Raw genomic sequence first — 789 nt, forward strand, 5'->3', positions numbered from 1 at the left:
AAAATCGACCGGTTATTTTAGAGCTGAATTATCAAGGCGATGTTGGTTACGTGATTTTGTATGCAGTTGGCAACGACCAAGTAGAAGTGCTCAATGGCAAACAGCGTCTACGTTTACCTGTTTCGTGGCTGAAACCAATGTGGCAGGGCAACATCATTGAATTGTGGCAAGCGCCGCTTAAAGAGACGTTGCGTTTAGATATGGAAGGGCCGGCGATCGAAGTGCTTGACCAATTGCTTGCCAAGGCGGTCAGTGAATCACCACTGGAAACGTCTATTTTTGACGGTGCGTTAAAAGAGCGAGTGGAACTGTTCCAACGTTGGCAAGGCATCGGTGTGGATGGCATTGCGGGTCATCGCACGTTAGAACGCTTACAACAAAGTGTGCAACCTAATGCGCCAACACTAGCAAGCATTAACAAGGAGGAGGCGTAATGTCAGTCATCAAACATGTTGGACTCTTTCTTGTGCCTATTAGCGTGTCAGCGATTGCGGTTGCGTGGCATTTAGATTTGCTTACGCCAGAGACTCAAGCGGTTACGCCAGAGGTAGTGGTGGCGGAAGTCGTACAACCATTTGAAGTTTTAGATTATCCAGAATCAACGGATCTTGCTCAACTGCCACGAGAATGGCCGAGTGCCGAGTTATCTCGCGACATTGGGACATTCTTGCAACCCTCCGAGTATGCCAACGAGAGTGAGGCTCCAGATCCGACAACGGCTACTCCCGTCACGAGCACAGCATCTACGCATCGTCGTGACGACTTAGGTTTGTCATTGGATGATCTAGA

Annotated in this window: 1 protein-coding gene and 1 pseudogene; both read left to right on the forward strand. The window is 48.9% G+C overall.

What is annotated here, in order from left to right; genetic code table 11:
• On the forward strand, window positions 1–434 hold a 434-nt coding region (locus R8O11_RS26770), incomplete at its 5' end, for a peptidoglycan-binding domain-containing protein (protein ID WP_318194816.1).
• Window positions 434–789 (forward strand): annotated as a pseudogene (locus tag R8O11_RS26775) (hypothetical protein); the annotation flags it as partial. The gene R8O11_RS26770 and the pseudogene R8O11_RS26775, both read left to right, overlap by 1 nt.

This window comes from Vibrio sp. 1288 (assembly GCF_033344475.1).